The sequence below is a fragment of the Flectobacillus longus genome (genome assembly GCF_030056705.1).
In the GTDB taxonomy this organism is placed as follows: domain Bacteria; phylum Bacteroidota; class Bacteroidia; order Cytophagales; family Spirosomataceae; genus Flectobacillus; species Flectobacillus longus.
This window is the reverse complement of record NZ_JASHIC010000017.1, coordinates 90,230-111,413: the sequence shown is the minus strand read 5'-3', so window position 1 is coordinate 111,413 and position 21,184 is coordinate 90,230. Positions and strand designations below refer to the sequence as shown.

The 21,184-nt window shown below is 36.6% G+C and carries 12 protein-coding genes; 4 read left to right on the top strand and 8 right to left on the bottom strand.

Annotated elements, in window-relative coordinates:
• The first annotated feature begins 165 nt into the window (after positions 1–165).
• Positions 166–3,510: a VCBS repeat-containing protein gene (locus QM491_RS14115; RefSeq protein ID WP_283328131.1), complete on the top strand. Its 3,345-nt coding sequence runs from the start codon at positions 166–168 to the stop codon at positions 3,508–3,510.
• Positions 3,511–3,529: 19 nt separating this feature from the next.
• Here QM491_RS14115 and QM491_RS14110 read toward each other — a convergent pair whose 3' ends face one another.
• Positions 3,530–4,018: a Fur family transcriptional regulator gene (locus QM491_RS14110; RefSeq protein WP_283328130.1), complete on the bottom strand. Its 489-nt coding sequence runs from the start codon at positions 4,016–4,018 to the stop codon at positions 3,530–3,532.
• Between the two features lie 285 nt (positions 4,019–4,303).
• Between QM491_RS14110 and QM491_RS14105 the strand changes: the two genes are divergently transcribed.
• On the top strand, positions 4,304–5,209 hold the full coding sequence (locus QM491_RS14105) for an NAD(P)/FAD-dependent oxidoreductase (protein WP_283328129.1): 906 nt from the start codon (positions 4,304–4,306) through the stop codon (positions 5,207–5,209).
• Positions 5,210–5,703: 494 nt separating this feature from the next.
• On the opposite strand, the gene QM491_RS14100 is transcribed toward QM491_RS14105, so the two are convergent.
• Positions 5,704–6,435: a 3-keto-disaccharide hydrolase gene (locus QM491_RS14100; protein ID WP_283328128.1), complete on the bottom strand. Its 732-nt coding sequence runs from the start codon at positions 6,433–6,435 to the stop codon at positions 5,704–5,706.
• A gap of 236 nt (positions 6,436–6,671) precedes the next feature.
• A complete protein-coding gene (locus QM491_RS14095) occupies positions 6,672–7,514 on the bottom strand; it encodes an aldo/keto reductase (RefSeq protein ID WP_283328127.1) in 843 nt (280 codons plus the stop codon).
• A gap of 226 nt (positions 7,515–7,740) precedes the next feature.
• On the opposite strand from QM491_RS14095, the gene QM491_RS14090 reads away from it, so the two are divergent.
• The gene (locus QM491_RS14090; protein WP_283328126.1) at positions 7,741–9,375 is read left to right on the top strand and encodes a carboxylesterase/lipase family protein; all 1,635 of its coding nucleotides are present in this window, start codon (positions 7,741–7,743) and stop codon (positions 9,373–9,375) included.
• A gap of 230 nt (positions 9,376–9,605) precedes the next feature.
• On the opposite strand, the gene QM491_RS14085 is transcribed toward QM491_RS14090, so the two are convergent.
• Positions 9,606–12,323, bottom strand: a complete 2,718-nt coding sequence (locus QM491_RS14085; protein WP_283328125.1) for an exo-rhamnogalacturonan lyase family protein — start codon at positions 12,321–12,323, stop codon at positions 9,606–9,608.
• Between the two features lie 766 nt (positions 12,324–13,089).
• Here QM491_RS14085 and QM491_RS14080 point away from each other — a divergent pair.
• The gene (locus QM491_RS14080) at positions 13,090–14,364 is read left to right on the top strand and encodes a DUF5690 family protein (RefSeq protein WP_283328124.1); all 1,275 of its coding nucleotides are present in this window, start codon (positions 13,090–13,092) and stop codon (positions 14,362–14,364) included.
• A 275-nt stretch (positions 14,365–14,639) separates the two neighbouring features.
• Here the strand turns inward: QM491_RS14080 and QM491_RS14075 are convergent, their stop codons facing one another.
• The 4 genes from QM491_RS14075 to QM491_RS14060 all read right to left on the bottom strand — a co-directional run bounded on the left by QM491_RS14075 (position 14,640) and on the right by QM491_RS14060 (position 21,160).
• A complete protein-coding gene (locus QM491_RS14075) occupies positions 14,640–16,037 on the bottom strand; it encodes a hypothetical protein (RefSeq protein WP_283328123.1) in 1,398 nt (465 codons plus the stop codon).
• A 3-nt stretch (positions 16,038–16,040) separates the two neighbouring features.
• Positions 16,041–16,598, bottom strand: coding sequence for an RNA polymerase sigma factor (locus QM491_RS14070; protein ID WP_283328122.1), 558 nt, complete (start codon positions 16,596–16,598; stop codon positions 16,041–16,043).
• Positions 16,599–17,148: 550 nt separating this feature from the next.
• Positions 17,149–17,871, bottom strand: coding sequence for a LytR/AlgR family response regulator transcription factor (locus tag QM491_RS14065; protein ID WP_283328121.1), 723 nt, complete (start codon positions 17,869–17,871; stop codon positions 17,149–17,151).
• Positions 17,872–18,118: 247 nt separating this feature from the next.
• A complete protein-coding gene (locus QM491_RS14060) occupies positions 18,119–21,160 on the bottom strand; it encodes a ligand-binding sensor domain-containing protein (RefSeq protein ID WP_283328120.1) in 3,042 nt (1,013 codons plus the stop codon).
• Between the last annotated feature and the right edge of the window lie 24 nt (positions 21,161–21,184).

The following is a 21,184-nucleotide window of genomic DNA, read 5'->3' as shown; positions in this document are numbered from 1 at the left end:
CCTAATGCCTACAGCTTACAGCCTGAAGCGTAACAATTGTTAAGATTAGGAAAACCATTGGGATTCAGTTTATCGGGCGAAATTTTCGCCCGATAAATTTTTTGAGTAAAGTATTTATCTTTAGCTTTTAACACAAAAGTTGTTTCATCCTCACTATTACGTGCCATGTGCAAATATCTCTCTTTCTTCTTGTTACCACTTTTTATCGCATGTTCTTCTAATACAAAAGAAACTTTGTTTAAGGCCATCGACGCCAAAGACTCAGGAGTCTCTTTTGTCAATGAAGTAGTAGAAGATGCCCAAAATAACGTGCTCGAATACCAATATTTTTATAATGGAGGTGGAGTTGCCATAGGCGATGTCAATGGCGATGGTTTGGCAGATATTTATTTTACAGGAAATATGGTTGAAAACAAACTGTATCTCAACAAAGGAAAATCCGAAAATGCTTCTTTTCATTTTGAAGATATTACTGAAAATGCAGGTGTAAAAGGTCGTAAACGCTGGAAAACAGGTGTGTCAATGGCGGATGTCAATGCCGATGGAAAACTAGATATTTATGTATGTTATTCAGGAATGGGAACCGACGACGACCGTCGTAATGAGTTGTATATCAACCAAGGAAATCAAAACGGAATACCCGTATTTAAAGAATCTGCCAAAGAATATGGCTTAGATGCGCCAGGAACATATACAACCCAAGTCGCTTTTTTTGATATGGACAACGATGGCGATTTGGATATGTTTATGGTCAATCATGCCGATATGTTTTTTAACTCGGTTTTTAATACCCAAAAATTACGTAATACTCGCCACAACAAATTCGGAAATCGCCTTTATCGTAATGATAACGGACATTTTAATGATATAAGTAAAGAGTCGGGCATTGATGGAAGTGGGTTGAATTTTGGTTTGAGTGTAGCCATGGGCGATGTCAATAATGATGGTTGGTGTGATTTGTATGTGACCAACGATTATGATGAACAAGATTTTTTATATATCAACGAAAAAAATGGTCATTTTAAAGAAGTAACCAACGAAAGTTTTGGACATCTTTCTAAATTTTCGATGGGCTCAAATATCGTTGATTTAAACAATGACCTTCGTAGCGATTTAATTACGCTAGATATGTTGCCAGAATCCAACGAGCGACAAAAGTTGCTCAAAGGCCCTGACGAATATGACAGACACCAGTTACTTTTGGAAAGTGGCTTTTATCACCAAAATATGCGTAATATGTTGCATATTAATCAGGGAAATATGGCAAATGGTATTCCAGTATTTAGTGAGGTGGGTCAATTGGCTGGAGTTTCAAATACCGACTGGAGTTGGTGTCCTTTGGCAGGTGATTTTGATAACGACGGTCGCAAAGATTTGTATATTACCAATGGCTATTTACGAGATTTTACCAATCTTGACTTTTTGAAATTTACTTATGAAGAAGAAAACCAAAAAGCCCAAGCTACAGGTCAGAAACTGAATACTTGGCAATTGATTCAACAAATGTCACAGACCTTGGTAAGTAATTATGGGTTTTCGAATCAAGGAGATGGACAAGATATTTCGTTCAAAAATGTTACCGAATCTTGGGGACTTTCTACTCCTTCGATTAGTACAGGCGCCGCTTATGCCGATTTGGATAATGACGGCGATTTGGATTTGGTTATTAATAATTCCAATCAGCCTGCTTTGGTATATGAAAACCGTGAACAACAACAAACACCTAGTCATTATTTGAGAATACAACTAGCTCAAAATCAGAAAAATACTTTTGGGATTGGTGCCAAAATCGTCTTACATACGACTTCGGGTGTGCAAACTCAAACGTTATTTCCTGCCCAAGGTTTTCAAAGTTGTACCGAGCCTATCGTTCATTTTGGTTTAGGAAAAGATTCTCTTGTGACAGCGCTTGAGGTATATTGGACAGATGGAAAAGTATCTAAACTTTCAGCAATTAAGACAAATCAATTGCTCAAAATAAATAATCAAAATGCTGCTGAAGGCGTATTTTCTTTACCAGAAAATCCTGCTATGTTTGAAGATTTTACGGATAAATCAGGTTTGAATTTTACCCATCAAAATCTTCTGCAAGTAGATTTTAAGCAACAAATATTATTACCCTATCAACTTTCAAAACTTGGTCCGTTCATGGCCGTAGGCGATGTCAACGGCGATGGACTTGAGGATGCCATAGTGGGTGGGAATTATCTCAAACCTGCGGTTTTATATTTTCAACAACAAAATCAAACCTTCAAGGCTTCAAATTTTCAGCCTTGGAATACGATCGGATTATATTCGGATATGGGTCTATGTTTGTTTGATGCTGATGGCGACAACGATTTGGATTTGTTTATCGCACGAGGAAACACCAATCAGCCAGCACATTCGACAGATTATCAGGATGTTATTTTTGCCAATGATGGAAAAGGAAATTTTAGTTTAGTCCCCAATGCCTTGCCCGATTTGGCAAGCAATGGAAGTTGTGTTACAGCTTCGGATTATGATAAAGATGGCGATTTAGATTTGTTTGTGGGCGGACGCTCGATGCCTGGACGGTATCCTGAAGCTGATTTTTCGTATTTGCTCAAAAACCAAAGTGCCAATGGTCAGATAAAATTTGCTTATGCTTCCGAACAAAAAGAACTTGCTTTGCGCCAGCCTGGGCTTGTAAATAGTGCAGCTTGGATAGATTTGAACAAAGATGGTTGGATTGATTTGGTTGCGGCAGGTGAATTTATGCCTATTACCATTTTCGAAAACCATAAAGGACAATTACAGGATGCCACTGCCCAATATGGACTTGATAACTCGCATGGAATGTGGCAAAAAATCGTGCTGGATGATATCGATAATGATGGAGATATAGATATTCTGGCAGGGAATTTAGGACTCAATACGCAATTGCGTGCTTCTCAAAGCCAACCGATGACGCTCACCTATGGAGATTTTGATCAAAATGGAGTCATAGAACCAGTGATTAGCTATTTTATTCAGGGTAAGAGCTATCCTTTGGCAACCCTAGATGAATTCTCGTATCAGATGCCAAGCATTAAAAAGAAATACTTGAAGTATAAAGATTATTCAAAGGCAACTCTCAATGAAATACTGTCGGATGAGCAAAGAAAAAATAGTAAGGAACTTAAGGTACAAGAATTAAATACAACTCTATTTGTAAATAATCAAGGAAAATTCACGGCGAATAGTCTTCCAATAACCGCACAAAACTCGTGGGTTTCTGGAATTGTTGTTCAAGATTTTAATAAAGATGGCAAAAAAGACCTGCTACTAGCAGGGAATTTCTATCCTTGGAAAATTCAGCTAGGCAAAAACGACGCTAGCAAAGGCATTATTTTGCTTGGAAAAGGAAATGGAGGCTTTTCGACTTTGTCTTATACCCAAACAAAACTGCTATTAGACGGCGATGTTCGTGGGATTTATCCCATCAAAATGGCGAAGTCAACCGCTTATTTGTTTACAAGAAACGAAGGAAAATTAGGAATAGTAAGATAATAGCTCAAAACCGAAACCTTTAATACTCTGACTCTAAAGTTGAGTTAGCATTTTTACATTCTTCACGATTGCACTCGCCATAAAGTGTAAGTGAATGCCCTGTGACAGTAGCACCAAAATGCTCTTCAACGGTTGTTTGGATATGATGAATGCGTGGGTCGCAAAACTCAAAAATTTGATTGCATCTGAGGCAAATCAAATGACAATGTTGTTTTCTACCTAAAGCTCTTTCATAACGTGCTGCTTGTCCTTTGCCAAATTGGTGCTTGAGCACCAATCCAACTTCTTCAAAAAATACCAAGTTGTTATAAACCGTAGCCATACTAACTTGAAAATTATTTTGGATTAGATGTAAATAAAATTCTTCTGCCATAAAATGGTCATGGAATTTGTATAACTCTTCCAATAACTTATATCGTTCGGTTGATTTCCGAAATTTTTTCCTTATAACTTCAGCATCTAGATGTCTTTTGGCTTTTATAAATTCTTCTCTGCTTATCGAATCCATCCCTTTTTTGTCAACAAAGTGTATGCGGTTTTCAAGAAAATGCTAGAGCTATTAGCGGTTTGTCTATAGCTCTAGCTTTCTGAATTCACCGATTAACTGTACTCTCAGCAAAATACCTCTCTGCGTATTCGGTGAGAGTCTATCCTGTAATGTTCATGAGTAATTACTGAACAAATATAATTTGTTATTTTTAATTAATCTAAATAAAATTTATAAAATATTTACTCTGCTGGAATTTTATCTATTGCAACAACGTTGCAATATTGTACATAAATCTAAATAAATATGATAAAGCAGAACAACTACGAGGTAATTATTATAGGAGGGAGTTATTCAGGATTGTCGTCAGCAATGGCATTGGGACGTGCTTTACGGAAGGTAATGGTATTAGATAATGGAAAACCATGTAATAGATATACGCCTCATTCTCATAATTTTATTACGCAGGATGGCGTAGTACCTTATGAAATTTCCCAAAAGGCAAAAGATCAAGTACTAGCATATCCAACTGTAAGTTTTAGAGAAGCTAAGGTATTGGCAGTATTAAAAACAGAAGAAGGATTTGAAGTCAAAACCTCAGATGATTCTTTTTTTGCTAAGAAAATTATACTTGCAACGGGCATCAAAGATATTTTTCCTGACATCAAGGCTTTTGAGGACTGCTGGGGGAAAAGCATTCTACATTGTCCATATTGTCACGGTTATGAAGTTAGGAATCAACAAATCGCAGTCATAGGAAATGGTGATATCGGTTATGATTTTGCTAAACTGATTTATCAATGGTCAAACAATATTTCATTATTAACTGACGGAACAAGCACGCTGTCGAAAGAACAAGCCGATAAGTTGACTTCAAAGGGGATAAGAATTGTCGAAAATAAAATTGGAGAGTTTTTACACACTGATGGACAAATAGAGTCAATCAAACTTAGTGAAAATTTGGAGTTATTCGTTGATGCTGTCTTTGCGAGAGTACCTTTCAAACAATCAACTAATTTTGCTGAAAACTTAGGTTGTAACTTCTTGCCATCTGGTTATGTCCAAGTAGATGAGATGCAAAGAACTTCTGTTCAAGGGGTATATGCAGTCGGGGACAGTACCAGTATGATGCGCTCAGTTTCGGTTGCAGTGGCAACAGGTACAAAAGCAGGTGCGATGCTAAATAAAGAATTAATAGAAGAAGAATTTTAGCTTTTAACTTGCAATTAGCATTTTATCTCTAGAAAAAACTATAAGTAATAGGAAAGATTAAATTAATAGTATATCTGAGGTGTAATTTGATTATAAATGCCTTTAAATAACCAATATACTATTAACTAATAAAGTCTTCCTACTTAAGTATTAATGCAAAATAAAATTTAAGATTATGCTTGGGGCTTTCAGTTAACAGCTTTCGGCGGTGGTTTTTGGGAAAAAGCATGGTTGTGGGTAATAAAAAACATTTTAACACTCTGTGCCTTGTGCCTGTTGCCTAGTGCCTAAACACATAACTTAAATCTTATTCTGCACGATTACTTAAGTATTAATGCAAAATAAAATTGCATTAATACGCTTTAGGTTGTAAGCCGTAGGCATTAGGCAAAAAAGCTTCTATTATTTCATGAGAAATACTATTTAACTTTTTGCCTACTGCATAAAGCCTAGAGCTTAAAGCGGGTAAAATTATTTTAATTTTGCCCGCTAACTTACAATTCTTTTATTTTGATATTTTTGAAGGCTATTCCTTTCGACCAATCTTGAAGAGCAATATGCCCTTTTACCGTTTTGCTGAAAGTAGAGAAATATTTAAAATTACTTTTGGCTACAAGGTCTTTCCATTCTTTAGAAGTCAAATCTTGTTCGGCAGTCAAAACGCCATTGAGATAAAACTCAATTTTTCCGTTGACTTGCTTAATTCTAGACTCGTTCCATTCGCCAGCAGGCTTGGTTACTGCGGCATTTTTCTGAGGGAAAAATCCATATAAACATCCAGCTCTTTTTTTGACATTAGCTTCATAGTCATCATGCTTGGTGTCGAGCAATTGGTATTCTGGTCCTGTAGACCATGCCGTTGGGTTACTTTCTTTTTCGATTACATTAAAAAAAACACCACTGTTTCCACCTACAGTAATTTTCCATTCAAAGCGTAAATCAAAATTCTGATATTCTTTGTCAGTTACCAAATCGCCATGTTCTACCGTAAAAGTATCTGGCTTACAGTACAATTCATTGTTTTGGATGATCCATGCCGTAGGAATTTTGCCTTTGTTGTACAAATGCCATCCGTTGGTGGTTTTGCCATCAAACAGCAAAGTCCATCCTTCTTTCTTTTCCTGTTCCGAAAGTTGATTGGGCTCGTTGCTTGTTCCCACAAAAGAAGAAAGCCCCAAAGTAGCAATACCCAAAGTAGCTACTGACTTGATAATGAGATTTTTCATAGTATATAATTATAATTGGATAGCAATAAATTGGAAGACATTAATAGTATATTGGTTATTTGAAAATATTCATAATCAAAAGGTTATAGCCAAATTACACCTCAGATATACTATTAATTTAATTTTAATTAAGCTATACGTCGTAAGCTAAAATTAAATGTTTTTTTCATGAAAGAATTTAAGCTTTTTTGCCTAATGCCTATGGCTTACAGCCTAATGCGTATTAATGTAATTCACTAAAAATCAACTTGGTCTGGCTCTAACCCTGAACCACCGCAATATGGCATTTGATTGATGGTTTGCATATCGGCAGCACTGATTTCGAAGTCAAAAACCAGTTTATTCTCGTCAATACGACTTGGAGTTACTGACTTTGGTAATGGTAAAGTACCATTTTGTAAACACCAACGCACGCAGAGTTGAGCAACTGATTTGTTATATTTTGCGGCAATTTGTACCAACGTTGAGTTAGTCAACATTTTGCCTGTACCTAGCGGACTCCAAGCTTGAACCAAAATATTGTTTTGCTGACAAAGCTCCACCACTTCGGCTTGAAGATGACCTGGGTGAAACTCAATTTGATTAACCATTGGTGTTATTTCGGCTGTTTTCAACAACGCTTGTAAGTGCTTTACCATAAAGTTACTCACACCAATTGCTTTAATGTATCCTTCTTTGTACAAGTCTTCCAAGGCACGCCAAGTTTCGGCATTGATACTTTGCCAGTTTGTAAACTGTTTGCTATTAGCTGGCCAGTGAATCAAATACAAATCAAGATAGTCGAGCTGTAAGTCACTTAAGGTTTTGGCAAAAGCCTTTTTGGTTGATTCATATCCACGATCAGAGTTCCATACTTTGCTGGTAATGAACAACTTTTCGCGAGCTACACCACTTTCTTTGATGGCTTGCCCGATACTTTTTTCATTACCATAAATTGCTGCTGTGTCAATGTGGGTATAGCCAGACTCAATAGCGTATTTTACTGAACTTATTGCTACGTCGCCGTTAGGAGTTTGCCAAGTGCCAAATCCGATACTTGGGATAGACAATTGATTAGATAAAATGAACTGTTCTTGCATAAAATGAGATGGGGAAATACATAAGTTTGAGTTTCGACTACTACTAAATTTATAACTTGTCGAATAACCTATAAGGTTTCATGGACTTAAAATAAACTTTGACAAAGTTCCTATATTTTCATAAAATACAGAGATATTTTAGTATTAAATTGAAAAATAATAGGATTTTTTCAAAAAAGCTTTTATTATTGTCACATAGTGAGACAATAGAACATTTATCCAATTCATGAAAAAACATCTTACCATCCTCGCAAGCGTAGTTTGCTTAGCAACAAGCACGATGATTGCTCAAACCAATTTCAATTTTCCTGTTCAGACTTCCATCGATAATGGGGTTATTGAAGGAAATTTTGATACTCAAACGGATATCCAAACGTACTTTGGTGTACCCTTTGCAAAGCCCCCAGTAGGTCAGTTACGTTGGAAAGCTCCGCAACCCATTGATAATTGGACAGGTGTAAAAGAGACAAAAAAGTTTGGTCCAAGACCTGTTCAATCTATCGTTTTTGGCGATATGGCTTCACGCTCAAACGGTCTAAGCGAGGACTGTTTATATCTCAATGTTTGGACACCAGCCAAGCGCAATACTAAAGATTTGCCTGTATTGGTGTATTTCTATGGTGGTGGCAATGTGGCAGGTGACGGTTCAGAGCCTCGCTACGATGGTGGTACGATGGCAAAAAAAGGTATTGTGGTAGTTACTTGTAATTACCGTTTGAATATCTTTGGCAATTTTGCCCATCCAGAATTGAGCGCAGAATCTCCATACAAAGGTTCAGGAAACTATGGTTATTTGGACCAAGTAGCGGCTTTGCAATGGGTAAAACGCAATATTGCGAAGTTTGGAGGAAATCCTAACCAAGTGACTATTGCAGGCGAATCAGCAGGTTCTATTGCCGTGAGTTATCAAATGGGTTCTCCCTTATCAAAAGGTTTATTTCATGGAGCTATCGGTGAAAGTGGTGCTGGAATTAACCCAACAATGGCACCAGTAACTTTGGTAGAGGCCGAAAAGCAAGGCGCTGATTTTGCTAAAAATGCAGGTGTACCAAGTTTGAAACAACTGCGTGCTATGAGTACACATGAGTTATATGAAATCTATAGTGAATCAAAAAGATTTGGATTTCCTGTGGTGTTAGATGGGCATTTTTTACCAAAAACTTTACCACAAATTTTTGAAGCTAAACAGCAGGCACAAGTTCCACTTTTGTTGGGTTGGAACTCAGCCGAAATCCCTGGGATGGCATTCATGATGGGACAGCCTTATACTACTGAGAAGTTTATCGAACGTGTGAAAAAGGAATATCCAAACGATGCTGACAAAGTATTGGCTTTGTATCCTCATGCTACAGAAAAAGAAGTAGAGTTATCAGCGACACAATTGGCGTCTGACCGTTTTATTTCTTATAGTACTTGGAAATGGTTTGATTTGCACAGAAACAACTCTTCGCAACCAGTCTATCGTTATTTGTATAGCAAAGTTCGTCCGCCATTGGTTGATCAATCTTTAGCTTCAGGTTTGGCTGGTGGTACTGTCAAAAAAGAAGGTGCACCCAAAGCTCCAGAACCAGTTGGAGCGCCGCACGCTTGTGAAATCGAATACTGCATGGGCAACCTCCATTTGATTAAAGATTACGCTTGGACAGCCGACGACTATAAGGTATCGGATACCATGTGTAATTTCTTTGCCAACTTTATCAAAGCGGGCAATCCAAACGGAGATAAATTGCCAGAGTGGCCAGCAGCCAAAGCAGGTGACAAACAACCTCCAGTAATGATTATTGATGTAAACTCAAGAGCTGAAAAATCGACTATCGAACCTCGATATGATTTCTTGGATACTAGTTATATGAAGAAATAAGAGTAAACATGCGTCGTCCCGAATTTAGCGATTTAGTGATTATGTAAAAATTTGTATTCCATCAGTCGAGACGCAATGATTACGTCTTAAGCCAAGCCATATCTAGCATAGTAGCATCAAAAAAGCGGTCGAAAAATATTTTTCGACCGCTTTTTTAATAAAAACTTGGAGAATAATCCCAATCCTAAAAATTCGGAATGACTTATATTTTTTTATATACTAACTGTAAACTATAGTTGGTTTCCGATATAAGCCAAGCATTGCATCGCTGATAAACCCCACTGCGTTACGGCATTAGTTGATACTTCGCCTTCTTGGATAGGTCGCAATACTAATGGAGGATTGATTGGAGTTAATTTGGTTGATGTTTTCTTAAAACCACCTTCTCCTTTATAAAATTCATTCCATGCTCTTTGTGCAAGTTTGGTATCTTTGAGATGATAGGCTGCAAATGCTGTCAGTCTGGCGTGACCTTGTGCTAGATTTAGTTTGAAATTTTTCCCTAAATAAGCTTTTTGTTCTTCATCTGTGCCGTTATATAATTCACAATACTTCAGCCAAGCAGTCTTGAATTCTGGCATATCTACAAGGTCTATCAACTCAAAACAGATTTCTGTTAAACCAAATACAGCGCTCAAATGGGATACAGATATTTTGTCGACAGGCTGTGGTGCAAATTTCCCTGTAACAATCTCCATAATGCCCTCTCCATGAAAAAAACCTTTGGGTTGTGTAGCTATGGTACGCATACTATTAAGCAATTTATTCTTAATTTGTTCATTTCCAGTACGTTCCCACTCGGTTAACCATGCCGAAGCCAATGCTCCCCAGTCTGTACCAAACGACATAGATACAAGCTTTTTGTCTGGATCATTTTGTGGCGGTTTTTGACCAATTTTTCTACCTGGCACTACTTCTCTCAAAGTTTTGTCGCCATTGATTTGCTCTCGCATCAAATCGCCAATGCGCTCATCGGCAGTAAGATAATAGTAAAATCGACGATTGGCTGCTGTACTGATTCTCAACTGTTTGGCACTACATCCCCAATGTTGCACATTGTGGCGTGAGCCTAAAGGACTAAATCTTCCAATATGATGAACGTCTACTTCGCCTGTATGACGAGTCATGGCTTCTGCCATCGCAAATACATCTTTGTTACCTGTTCTCAAAAAATAATACCACAACCAAAGGTCTGTCGAAAGTTCGGAGTTGTCCCAAGCAAAACCACCCACATCGTAGCGCCAAACATGACGGTCATTGTCGTAGGTGTGCATAACGTCGCCATAATTCCAGAAACCATACCAGCGACGTTCCTCTATTTGTCGCTGATAATAGTTAAAGTAAAACGCTAATTGTTCTTCAATAGCTTTGTGTTTTTCGGTGCTAGTATTAGGTAAACTAATAGCATTTCCAAAAACACGAGCTTGAATAAATTGTTCTGGCAAAACCATTAATCGAGGCGGATTTTCTATTTCCTCCGAGAGTTTACTCAATGTTTCATGTGTCGGCGTTGCGGTATACGTTTGAATAAAAAATTCGCTAGTGCGGGCTGTTCCATAAGGGCGACCGAATTCGGGTTCATAATCTTCGTAGGTAATATCCAAGCCCTCACGTTGTTCTTCAAAAGTGAGTTGCCCCATACCATCATGATAAAAACGCAAATCCATAGCTGAGGCTTTGGGCGCCCAAAACCAAAGCGTCATTTGGGCTATGTCTGTCTGCGCCTGACGAATATCGATTTGTGCAGGATAGCTTTGCCAAAAATGCCTAAGTCCCAACGAAAGTCCACCCGTTGGAGTACCCAAATAAGCCAAACCACTAGCCCGCTGACCACTAGTAGATTGTATCCAGCCATAGCCTGATTTGGTTCTTTTTTGAATATCAAACCCATCACAAGAACCTTGAAATAGTGTATAATCGCCAAAAGCAGGAATATATTTAAGCAAATCTTGGATATTTTGAGGCAAAGCAGTAACCGACTTTCCTTCAAATTGCGATTGAGTTACGTCCTTTCCTGGATTACGTCTAAGACCTGAAAGACCTTGAATAGCTTCGGCAAAAACGCCTCCATTTTGTCCTACAAAACGAATATGTCGATTATAAAGAGCCGTATCTTTTAGTAAAGTATCAAAACTAAAGCCTATTCCTTTGATAAAATCATGATTTTCGTCGGCATCATATACAAATGAATGAATGGCACGAATGGAATCAGAATTTTCATAAAAATATAGACGTAATACAAAAGGCAATAACTGTTTGCCTTGAGGATTTTGATGAATTCCCTCGACTTTTATCAAGGCACGAACACTTCCCTGATTTTCTATTTGAACCTTTTGAATTGTACTTTCAAAACCTTGTAATTGTGTATTCTCCGCCCAGTCGCCATCAGCTTGGTTTTGTACTTGCAAAACGAGTTTTCCGTTTTGGGCGACTAATTTTTGTTGTGCATGAAAAAGCGATTTAATGATGGCATTACCCTTCTTGGCAATCTCACAACGTAGTTTTCCCGTGTCAACGACAATGATATCCTGACTCTCACTGACTTGTAATTTGCCAGTTTGTGGTTTTTGTCCAATTTTAACACGCCAATTTTCAGCTAGTTTTTCTTGTGCTCCAATAGCAAAAGCTGACCATTTTACACTTCCATCTGGCCAAAATGCTAGCGGCCAAGTTTGACTATTCTGAACAGTATCGTTTTGTAAAACAGCTAAAGGCGTTTCTTTTTTGACCAACCCTTTGGGCCAAGGAATACCCCACGTAGTGCCTTGCAAAGTGCTTGGAGCTTGTCCTGACAACCAGTGTAAATTTGCTCCTTCGGTAACTGGAACCAGATTTTTATTTAGACGTTCAGATGCTAAAATCTGATGAGAAGCCAGTGTTCCAGCAGTGCTTGCCAATAAGGTATTTTTGACGAAATCTCTTCTTGAAACTTGAAATTGTTTTTGCATAGTTTATTTATTAGAGGTAAGTATTAGTTACGAATTGTGAGTTGTGAATTTTGAATGTAAATTTTTAATTATCAATTAGGGTTGTACGAAGGATTTTATTTTGTTCAAAAGAGTTCTTATGATTAGTGTTTTTTGATGTAGTGGCAACTGCAAGAGTTGCCACTACATCAATTTTATTTTAAAGACAACACTAATCCTTCGTACAGCACTAATTCTCAATATTTAATCAATGATACCGCATAAATATGTCTGTTTACAGGGCTTTTTCAGAAACCAATCCTATCATCAGCTCCGTAGGAGCGACAGTTTGGTAGTAAAAATCATTTCTCTAAACGGTTAAAAGAGCGCCGCCGTAGGTGCGAAAGATTTCAAGATTTTGGCTTTCTGTCGCACCTACGGTGCTCAAAAAATATGTTCTCATTAATGACACTACCAAACTGTCGCTCCTACGGAGCTTTTAAAAATGATAATTATATAATACTAGTTTTTAAAAGCTTATTTTGCATGGTTATTTAAGCAAGTAAGCAACATTTACACGATTTTACCTACCTACTACCTATAGCTTTTGCCTAAAGCATTGCAACACAATTTTCAAGATATATTTTCATATTGCCGTCCTGCTTCATGAGGCTATTGAAAGGATAGTTCAGGACAGTTTACAGGTATTTGGAGACCTCTAAAGCCTACAGATAATTTTGGTGTTATGGGGCAAAATCTTATCTTTAGTTATTGACCATCAACAAACCTCATATTTTTATCTTAACTAATGATGCTTCAAAAACTACAAATTACACTTCAACGAAATTCGCTGGCATTTCAGGTATTTGCTTCCCTGACGGCATTTTTCACCTATTTATGCTTTTATCCCTTTCGACGAGCTTACACGGCAGCCACGTATGAAGACTGGATTTTTTGGGGTGTTCAATTCAAGATATTGATGATTACAGCTCAGGTATTGGGCTTCGCAGTTTCTAAAGGATTGGGAGTGAAATATGTTTCTGAAATGCTTCCCGAAAATCGTTCGAAAAGTCTGATTCTGATGCTGGCGCTATCATGGTTTGCTTATCTACTTTTTGCCCTAACGCCTGCTCCTTATAATTTGATTTTTATCTTTTTAGCAAGTTTGCCTCTAGGTATGGTTTATGGAACTATATTGGGATTTTTGGAAGGGCGTCGCAGTACAGATTTGCTCGTGGCAGTACTCACAGCTTCGTTTATTATGGGCTCAGGTTTTGCAAAAAGTATTGGTAAGTGGGTGATGAATACGTGGGGAGTTACTGAATTTTGGATGCCCTTTGTCGCTTGTGCGATTATGTTTATTCCTTTTGTGATTTGTGCTACTTTGATGGGGCAAATACCTGCTCCTAATACTGAGGATATTGCTAGTCGAACCATCAGAAAACCGATGCAAAAAGAGGATAGAAAAGCTTTTGTGAAGGAGTTCTTTCTCAGCCTCAGCATTTTCGTTGTTTCTTATATTGTGCTCACAACCTTCCGTGAATTCAGGGATAATTTTACTCCTGAAATTTGGAAACTGCTAGGATACGCCAATAATTCTGCCATTTTTACTCAAACTGAAACACCTATTGCCATTGCTGTTTTGTTGTTGATGGCATCGATACGATGGATAAAAAATAATTATCAGGCTTTTTTCTTGATTGAGATTTTGATGCTGTTAGGAGGAATACTCATCGGCTTGAGTACGTTTTTATTTCAAGCTCATTTGATTGGGCCTGTAGTGTGGTTAACGCTCTTGGGGTTTGGCGTTTATGTAGCGTACTCGATGTGTAATAGTTTGTATTTTGAGAGGATGATTGCTTCTTTTCAGCGCTCAGGAACCATAGGTTTTCTTATCACATTGGCCGATTATTATGCGTATTTGGGAAGTATTTTGGTGCTTTTTTACAAAAACTTTTTTCAGAAAAGTATCAATTATCTTGACTTCTTTATCTCACTATCCTACGCTATTTCAGCTATTTATATTTTGTTGGTAGGGCTATCTATTGGGTATTTACATAAAAAATATCAAAATAGACTCTAAGTCATGAGTCATTCCGAATTTTTAGGATTGGGATTATTCTCCAAGTTTTTATTAAAAAAGCGGTCGAAAAATATTTTTCGACCGCTTTTTTGATGCTACTATGCTAGATATGGCTTGGCTTAAGACGTAATCATTGCGTCTCGACTGATGGAATACAATTTTTTATATAATCACTAAATCGCTAAATTAGAGATGACTTATATTTCTTGCTTTATTATTAATTACATTTTGACTATTGATTTACAGAATTCTAAGATGAAGAAAGCATTATCCAACTAAAAATGCCATTTCAAGCCAAATTTCATTCCTGCATTTTGAAGGTTTGATTGTAGTGGTAAATCTTTCACAAAACTATTGATAGTTCGGTTGTAGTAAGGTTCTACCCATACACTGGTGCTACGACCTAGTTCTAGCTCAGCTCCGATACCCAGCTGATAGCTCCAATAAGATTGGGTATTACTAAAATCACGCAAAGTTGTGTAAAAATCATGCCCATCGGATTCATATACTTCAATGTTCATGAGTTGACTACTTGGAATATGATAATTGACACCTCCAATACCATACAAACTAATATAGCGCTGATTACGAGTGCCTTTTGTGAGTTTTAATGAAAACGCATTATATCTTACTGACAAAGGAATATTAACAAAACTTACACTATGTTCATCCTCCATTTCTACCGAAATAGGGTTGTTGACAGCAGGCTCGGTGGTCATTTCATTAGTAGGAATATTAGCGACTCCAAACACGGTTTTGTATAAATACTGTAATTGACCATTAACCAGTTCGGGCTGAATAGATGCTTTACGAACAGCTCCTGCAAACTGAATCGTACTTAGCTGGATACCCGTAGCAATCGAAACTCTAGGCGAAAGGTCAATACTAGCTCTAAATCCCCATGTATAAGCCTTTTCGATAGTTTCATTGCCATAATTAAAAGCGTCAGGAGTAGAGCGATATACAATTAAATCCCCCAATTCAGGCGCATAAAATACCGAAGCCGCAAGTCGATTCTTTAACGGAATCTTCAATTTTGGCGGTTTTTCAGAAGGCGCATTTTTAGGTTTATATTGCCAGTAAGGAATAGATGCTAAAGGTATATGATGAATAAACAAACTATACGGTTTTGAATGAATTGTCTTTATAATTTCTTTTTGAGATATTACTTCAGTATGCTCTACATCATAAGGTTCAACAGAAAAAGAAGCAGAATCGGTAATAGCATTGATTGATTTGGTGGTAAAAGTTGAATCATAAACTAATGGGTTAAGGCTATTTGTGGACTTGGGTAAATGGCTTATCTGAGTATCGTTATTTGTTTCTATTTTGGGAATTTCATCCTTAGATTTTTCGATATTATTATAGATTACTTTGGTAACGGTAATGGTATCGTGAACGAGTCGAGTTTGATAAACCAATTTGTTCTTTTCTGGGATAGAAAATTCTAAGTTGCTGTGTGAAAAATGCTCTACGATAGCTCCTCCTAGTAATAAGGTAACAATAGTAGCATATATTGTCAGCCAACGATTAATTGACTGATAACGAATTATTTGTGTTTGCAATGCCATCATCCGTAGATTTTCCCAGACGGCCTTGGGAGGTGTCATCGATAGGCCATCTATTGCCGACCGAAAAACCTTTCCTATATCATTTGATTCTTGCTCGCTCATGGATTATTTCTGGTTATTGGTATCGTACATCAATTTTGAAACCCATTTTTGTAAAAGTTTTTTGGCATCGTGTAAATTAGATTTTGAGGTACCTTCTGATATTCCTAATTGTTGGGCTATTTCGTGATGTTTGGCTCCTTCAAACTCATAAAGGTTAAAAACCAGCCGATAAGTCGGGGGAAGCTGCTGTACCAACGACAGCAATTCATTGGCATTGAGCTGGCTCATAATATCCTCGGCAGATAATGGGTGTTCTGATTCATATTCGCTCGGAAGTTCAGTTTGATTACGAAGATTGATTGTTTTTCGATAGGTTTCCAATGCTAAGTTTACCATAATTCGTCGAATCCAGCCCTCCAAAGAGCCTTCATTTTTGAATTGATGTAAATGCTGGAATACTCGAATAAATCCTTCTTGAAGTAAGTCTTGTGCCGATTCATGGTCCGACGAGTAGCGAATACATACAACCATCATTTTAGATGAAAACTGATGGTATAACGTACTAAAGGCTGTTTCATCTCCTTTTAAGCACCGTTTTATGATTTCTTCTTGTGTCTTCAATATGTGGCTATTTTTCGTTGTTATAAGACTATACGCTTATAAGAGTACCAGAACATTAACAAGATGAAAGTAAAGAAAGAATGGTTGGGTCAAAATAAAAAATCATTTCAAAAAAAGAAATGATTTGGGAAATTAGTGTTGAATGATGAGTTGTAAGTTTTTAATTGAAGCTGTTTAAACTTTTCAAAAAACATATTTTATTGATTAACTCTTTGTCTTACTTTTTAACTAGGCGTTCCCAACTAGGCGTTCCCAACTAGGCGTTCCCGCCTTGATACAAAAAGTAACTGCAGCGGCGGCCGCAAAAAAATCAAGAATTTGTAATCGGAGTGGCGTACCACCTCGCTTCGCTCAAACAGTATAAATTCATTGCTTACGCGAGCAATTTTAAGAAAGTTTAAACAGCTTCATTATCAATATTTTACTTTCAAAATAAGATTGTATTATTGCCTAGTTCGAGACTAAGTCTTGAACTAGGCAATCTGATTGTGAATGTAAAATGCTAGTATTCAAAAGATACATTCACAATTCGCCACTCACAATTCATCATTTACTTGAGTATTAGTCTATCAAATTTTTCTATAAATTCTTTTTTCTGGATTCTACTTAAAGAAAAACATGAGTTATCTATTTCGATAAAATCTTCTTTGATATTAATTTTCTGAACAAACAACAAGTTGATAATGACATTTCGATTGATTTTTTCGAAAGTTTTGCCTTGTATCAATGACTCATAATGTTTGAGTGAACCATAAGTAGCATATTTAGCATCTTTGGTTTTGATATAAACTAAGTGACCACTCGACTCGAAATATAAAATAGAATCAATATTTATTTTATGTAGATAATCACCTTGTTTCACCATGATAAATTCTGTGCTATTACCCAATGAATTATTTTTGGTAGTTTGAGTGACTAACTCATCAAGTATTGTTCTTACAGAAAATTGGTTAAGGGGTTTTGAAATACAATATTTTCGACAATCTATTTTTTTATACTCTTCATAATATTCATCTGATAAATAGGAGCTATTGAGTATCACCCAAGCACTCGTATTACGGACAGATGCTAATAAATCTACGCCTGTGATGTCAGACGAAACATGAATATCCATGAAATAAAGCTGATAGTCATTTTCTTTGATGGCCGCTAAGAAGGATTTGGGTGTGTTTACATAAGTAGCATCTATCATAGGATAGTGCTGTAGTATAAGCTCTATGTCTAGTTGATCACTAATAGTATCTTCTAGTATTAAGCAAGCAATAGAATTCATAAATAGACTAGTGGGTTCTTAATGCAAATAATCACAAAATATTTAAATAATGGGTGTTAAAAAGGAGATATGGATGTTGAAATTAGAGTTGTTTTTACCTAAAGTAAGCTATTTTCAAAATATAACTAAAGACGTTCATCCTGAGACATACCTGAGTGTTCGTATATACCTACGAGTAAACACAACTCTTGGTTTTTAATGGCATTAAAAAAGTGTACCAATCTTTTTTGATACACTCTTTTTAGATTTATTTTTCTGGTATAATCAATCTTGTAAGATAAATATCATCTACTTTATCATTAAAAAGCTCGATAGATTGTTTTTCTAAAATAGTTTTCAAAACACTTAATCCTATCTTTAATCCTCGTGACTCTGCCCGTGGTTGGGTGTATGGCTCAACAAGATTGTAGCAGGTAACCTCTACAAGCTGAGTATTTCGGCTAATTTTTATTTGAACTGTTGTATCTCGCTTGGCATATTCTATGGCGTTGAATATGATGTTGCGCATAGTGATTACAAATAATTTTTCGTCTATTTTAGCAATAAATGCTTCAGGTTCGACTACAAATGTAAGGTTTCTAACCGAAATATCATTCTGATAAGAACGAATGATTTTATGAATCAATCCCATCAAATCATGATTTTGGTACACAACCGTTTCGTTTCTATTGGTAGACTGAATCCATAAAATCAGGTTGTCGATAAGCCATAACAGATTCTCACTACGAGACTTAGATTCGGTTCCTAACAACGAAAGTCGCTCATATTCTTTTTTCTGAATCAATAGATTTAGCTTATCTGTCAGATTATTAAAACTAATAATAGGATGACGTACATCGTGTACCAATAGCTTGAGGAGTTCGTCTCTAAACTTTAGATTTTCGTGCAAACTTACCGTTTGTCTGTCTACCAATGCTTTTAGTTTGAGATTACGCATACGATAACTATACGCATATAGTTGAAAACCAGCCCAAATTAATAAGCCAAGCACAGCCATTACCATTACCCAGAAGTACCAGCGATAGTACAAGGGATAAGCCCTAAAAACTTTGAGTGTGATGGTATTACTATTGGCAAAATTATTACAAGCAACTACTTTTATATGAACCAGCGATTCACCAAAAGGAAGGTTATCTATTCGGAAGTTTTTAGCTACAAAGGGTGCCCAGTTTTTTTCCTCTTGTCCAATAGTATAGTAAAATTGCTTTTCACAATCGTACATATAATCCTCAAATTCGGCTTCGAATTCTATCGCATTTTCACCCGTTGATAAGGCTAAGCGGTTCCTCTCTAGTGCAGGAATAGTATTGATTAATTCTTGTTTATTAAAAACTCTAATATTGCGAATTACGATGGTACCTTCTTTGGGCTGATTAGCAAAAGCTTCAGGTTTGATTACGTTAACACCATTTAGTCCTCCAAAATATAAAGTTCCCTCGCTATCCTGAAAGTGCGCCAAGGTATTACATTCATTATTAGTTAGTCCGTCTAATTCAGTATAAATTTTGAGGAGATTACCATTTTTATCAAAATGCCAAATACCCTGCTCGCTACTAGCCCAATAGCCATTTTGGGTTTCGTAACAAGATAAAAACTTAATCTTGGCAAAATATCTATCTTGAATAAACTGTCGCACTCTAGAAGTCGAAATATCCCATAACACAATGCCTTCTTCTGTCGATAAACTCAGCGTATTAGCCTGTTTTTTGTCAAAAAGATTAATGTCATAAGTGGCTTTTTTTTGTCCAACAGGATACGGAATATTTCTAATTTCACCATTGCTATCGAGTACATAAAGACCAGAAGACGAAGCTATGAATATGTTATCTTTAAGTGGAAAAAAATCATACACTGTAGCAGAAGCAAGCTCCTGAGGTTGTTTTCCCTCAAAATAACTGACACCACCCCTAGATTTGTCAAAATAGCCAATACCTTTCTTCTCAAATCCTAGTAAGAGCCCCTGTTTGTATTCTGTCATAGACCAAATCCGAGTTCCATAATTGGCAAAGTACGAACGGTTGACTTTTGTAGTTAAGTCAGTTGTAACAAGTTGCTGTTCTCCAAACCAAAGAGTTCCCTGCTTATCATGAAGAATAGAAAGAATGAAGTCGCTTTGTAAGTTAGCATTTAGGGTAGGTAACTTTTCTGATTTTCCAGTACGAAGGTCTATTACCTGACGACATTGGTTAGTATTTACAATAAGAGTATTTTTATCTAATTTATAAATTTCACGACACGAATAATTACCCTGATTGTCTTCAGGGTTGGGGTTGTACAAAAGAGTATTAATGACACCTTTTTGAATACGTAAAATCACAAACCCTTTGTCGGTACTCATAAATAAATTACCATGACTGTCGGGTACAATATGATGAATAGAAAAAGGAAAATCGTGTGTGTATAGCGTTTCTAGATTAGGATTCAAAAAAGAGATTTTATCATTACTATAAAAAATAAGTGTTTTGAACTTAGGCTCATACACTAACCCTGTCAGATATGTGTAAGAGTGATTTTTGGGTAAAGAAAAATTCACATTTGTTCCAAGTTTGGTCACTTCTATGTGTGTACGACTATCAAATACGGCATAAAGTTCTTCAGCTACAGAAACCACCGACACTCCAAATTTGTTGAGGAGCTTTTCCTGAAATAAAACCTTTCCTGCGTAATTAATGAGTTGAATGTTGTCGTCTTCAAGTGTTCCTTTTTCTTCACAAAAAACAATTTTATTTTGTTTAGCATACAACAGTTTAATTGGTAATTTACCTACTTTTTTTCGTAAAGAAATTTTGTTGTCATGAGCCGAGTAAGAGTAAATTTCGCCTGTTTTTGTCCCAATTAATAGAAGCCTGTTTTCGTCCGATAGAATAGATTCTATCTGGATTGAGTTCGGTAATTTATTTTTTGATGGAATAAAGTGCTGATGACTATAAATATAAGTTTGGCGGATATTAAATGAATAAAACCACTCAAATGCCTCAGATACCCAATAATTACCTGTATTGTCTTCACAAATCGTATTGAACCCTTTTGACGAAAAAGCCTCAGGGTACGAAATACTAGTGAAACTGTTTCCTTCAAAAAAAGCCATAGAGTTGGCTGTGAGAATTACTTTTTTACCTTTTGAGTCAATAAAAGAGGCATTGACATGTCGATGCCCCAAGCCACTCGAAAATCCATACTGCTTAGAAGATAAATAATACTGTCCTCTAGATTGGAGATGGGCTATTAGTACACAAAAAAGTATAGTTATAAAGCGATATTTTATCAATCTAAGACGTTTGTTGTACATGATTTTTAATGGGCATATAAAAAT

Bases quoted from the DNA above. Each gene is read 5' to 3' on its own strand.
- QM491_RS14115 (WP_283328131.1), top strand. From the start codon at position 166: ATGTGCAAATATCTCTCTTTCTTCTTGTTACCACTTTTTATCGCATGT.
- QM491_RS14110 (WP_283328130.1), bottom strand. From the start codon at position 4,018: ATGGATTCGATAAGCAGAGAAGAATTTATAAAAGCCAAAAGACATCTA.
- QM491_RS14105 (WP_283328129.1), top strand. From the start codon at position 4,304: ATGATAAAGCAGAACAACTACGAGGTAATTATTATAGGAGGGAGTTAT.
- QM491_RS14100 (WP_283328128.1), bottom strand. From the start codon at position 6,435: ATGAAAAATCTCATTATCAAGTCAGTAGCTACTTTGGGTATTGCTACT.
- QM491_RS14095 (WP_283328127.1), bottom strand. From the start codon at position 7,514: ATGCAAGAACAGTTCATTTTATCTAATCAATTGTCTATCCCAAGTATC.
- QM491_RS14090 (WP_283328126.1), top strand. From the start codon at position 7,741: ATGAAAAAACATCTTACCATCCTCGCAAGCGTAGTTTGCTTAGCAACA.
- QM491_RS14085 (WP_283328125.1), bottom strand. From the start codon at position 12,323: ATGCAAAAACAATTTCAAGTTTCAAGAAGAGATTTCGTCAAAAATACC.
- QM491_RS14080 (WP_283328124.1), top strand. From the start codon at position 13,090: ATGATGCTTCAAAAACTACAAATTACACTTCAACGAAATTCGCTGGCA.
- QM491_RS14075 (WP_283328123.1), bottom strand. From the start codon at position 16,037: ATGAGCGAGCAAGAATCAAATGATATAGGAAAGGTTTTTCGGTCGGCA.
- QM491_RS14065 (WP_283328121.1), bottom strand. From the start codon at position 17,871: ATGAATTCTATTGCTTGCTTAATACTAGAAGATACTATTAGTGATCAA.
- QM491_RS14060 (WP_283328120.1), bottom strand. From the start codon at position 21,160: ATGTACAACAAACGTCTTAGATTGATAAAATATCGCTTTATAACTATA.